The organism is Vibrio sp. 10N.222.55.C6, assembly GCF_041473395.1.
Classification (GTDB): Bacteria; Pseudomonadota; Gammaproteobacteria; order Enterobacterales; family Vibrionaceae; genus Vibrio; species Vibrio crassostreae_C.
In genome coordinates this window covers 1-264 of the sequence record NZ_JBFRSD010000376.1, presented here as the reverse complement: position 1 = coordinate 264, position 264 = coordinate 1, and the positions used below count along the sequence as shown (strand labels likewise).

Genomic DNA, 264 nt, shown 5'->3' with positions numbered 1-264 from the left:
ATGATTGCAGCGCTAGAGCGTCTAAAAGTGAGCCACGAGCCGCAATTAGAAGGTTCTATGATGGCGTTTGGTATTAACGGTAAGAAGTCTCTTACTGAGCTATTAATGAGCCATCCGCCACTAGATAAGCGTATTGCGTCTCTACGTAACATGTAATTTCTAATATGATTAGCCATCGCTAGTCGACAAGAAAAATCTAAAGGCTTCCTTCGGGAGGCCTTTTTTGATCTTGGCGCTTAAGATAACAAGTGTTGAGACATGAAG

Annotated in this window: 1 pseudogene; it reads left to right on the top strand. The window is 42.4% G+C overall.

Features of this window, described 5'->3' with window-relative positions:
• Positions 1–156 (top strand): annotated as a pseudogene (locus AB4486_RS24195) (protease HtpX); the annotation flags it as partial.
• Positions 157–264 lie beyond the last annotated feature (108 nt).